This window comes from Qingrenia yutianensis (genome assembly GCF_014385105.1).
Classification (GTDB): Bacteria; Bacillota; Clostridia; order UMGS1810; family UMGS1810; genus Qingrenia; species Qingrenia yutianensis.
This window is the reverse complement of record NZ_JACRTE010000042.1, coordinates 2,501-3,982: the sequence shown is the minus strand read 5'-3', so window position 1 is coordinate 3,982 and position 1,482 is coordinate 2,501. Positions and strand designations below refer to the sequence as shown.

The 1,482-nt window shown below is 46.9% G+C and carries 1 rRNA gene (running past one end of the window); it reads right to left on the bottom strand.

The features are described 5' to 3' along the window. Nucleotides 1–1,482: ribosomal RNA gene (locus tag H8706_RS11795) — 23S ribosomal RNA — on the bottom strand; its annotated part runs 378 nt beyond the window's last position; the annotation flags it as partial.

The window sequence follows — 1,482 nt, the reverse complement described above, 5'->3', positions numbered from 1 at the left end:
CTGCTTTATGCAGGCACCCCTTCTCCCGAAGTTACGGGGTCATTTTGCCGAGTTCCTTAACAATGCTTCTCCCGTTGGTCTTAGGATTCTCTCCTCATCTACCTGTGTCGGTTTGCGGTACGGGCACCTAATCAATTCACACAGCTTTTCTCGTCAGTGTAGAATCACCTGCTTCGCTACTAATTTTCGCTCCCTTTCGCCCGGGTCAACCAACGCCCGGGTCAGGCTATCTTCCTGCGTCCCTGTGCTTAACAATTTCGGCGGTTACGGAATATCTGCCGTATGTGCATCGACTACGCCTTTCGGCCTCGCCTTAGCTCCCGACTTACCTTGGGCGGACGAACCTTCCCCAAGAAACCTTAGATTTTCGACCATTATGATTCTCACATAATTCTCGCTACTTATTCCGGCATTCTCACTTGTGCCTCGTCCGGAAGTCCTTCCGGTCTTCCTTCGTCCTACTACACAACGCTCCCCTACCCAATATGCACACAATTTAACCATTATCACCCTTTCGGATAAATCTTATCCTTTCAGATAATCTCTTATCCTAACAGATAAATGAACTTTATCCATAGGGACAATTTGATGACAATTCGCTTCGCTCATTGTCATAGTGCACAATTTTTCTGATAATAATTAAATTGTGTGCACATTGCCCAAGCTTCGGTATGAATTTTAGCCCCGTTAAATTTTCGGCGCCCAGTCACTCGACCAGTGAGCTATTACGCACTCTTTGAATGTGTGGCTGCTTCTAAGCCAACATCCTGGTTGTTTTAGCATCTGAACATCCTTTTCCACTTAAATCCATTTTGGGACCTTAGCTGTAGGTCTGGGCTGTTTCCCTTTTGACCACGAAACTTATCTCACGCAGTCTGACTCCTATACATCATTTATGCGGCATTCTTAGTTTGATAGAGTTCGGTAACCAATACGGCCCCTAGCTCATTCAGTGCTTTACCTCCGCTAAACTAATATAAGGCTAGCCCTAAAGCTATTTCGGGGAGAACCAGCTATCTCCGGGTTCGATTAGAATTTCTCCGCTATCCACAGCTCATCTCCTACTTTTTCAACAGCAGTGAGTTCGGACCTCCACGGAATTTTACTTCCGCTTCATCCTGTCCATGGATAGATCACCCGGTTTCGGGTCATATACACACAACTTTATTCGCGCTGTTAACACTCGGTTTCCCTGCGGCTCCGATACTTAATATCTTAACCTCGCTGCGTACATATACTCGCCGGACCGTTCTACAAAAAGTACGATATCGCACTAATATTGTGCTTTATCTGCTTGTAAACACAAGGTTTCAGGTTCTCTTTCACTCCCCTCCCGGGGTTCTTTTCACCTTTCCTTCACAGTACTGCTTCACTATCGGTCATTAGGTTGTATTTAGGCTTGGGGGGTGGTCCCCCCGGCTTCCCGGCAGATTCCTCGTGTCCGCCGGTACTCTGGATACTGACTCCTGCTCATCTCTTTCG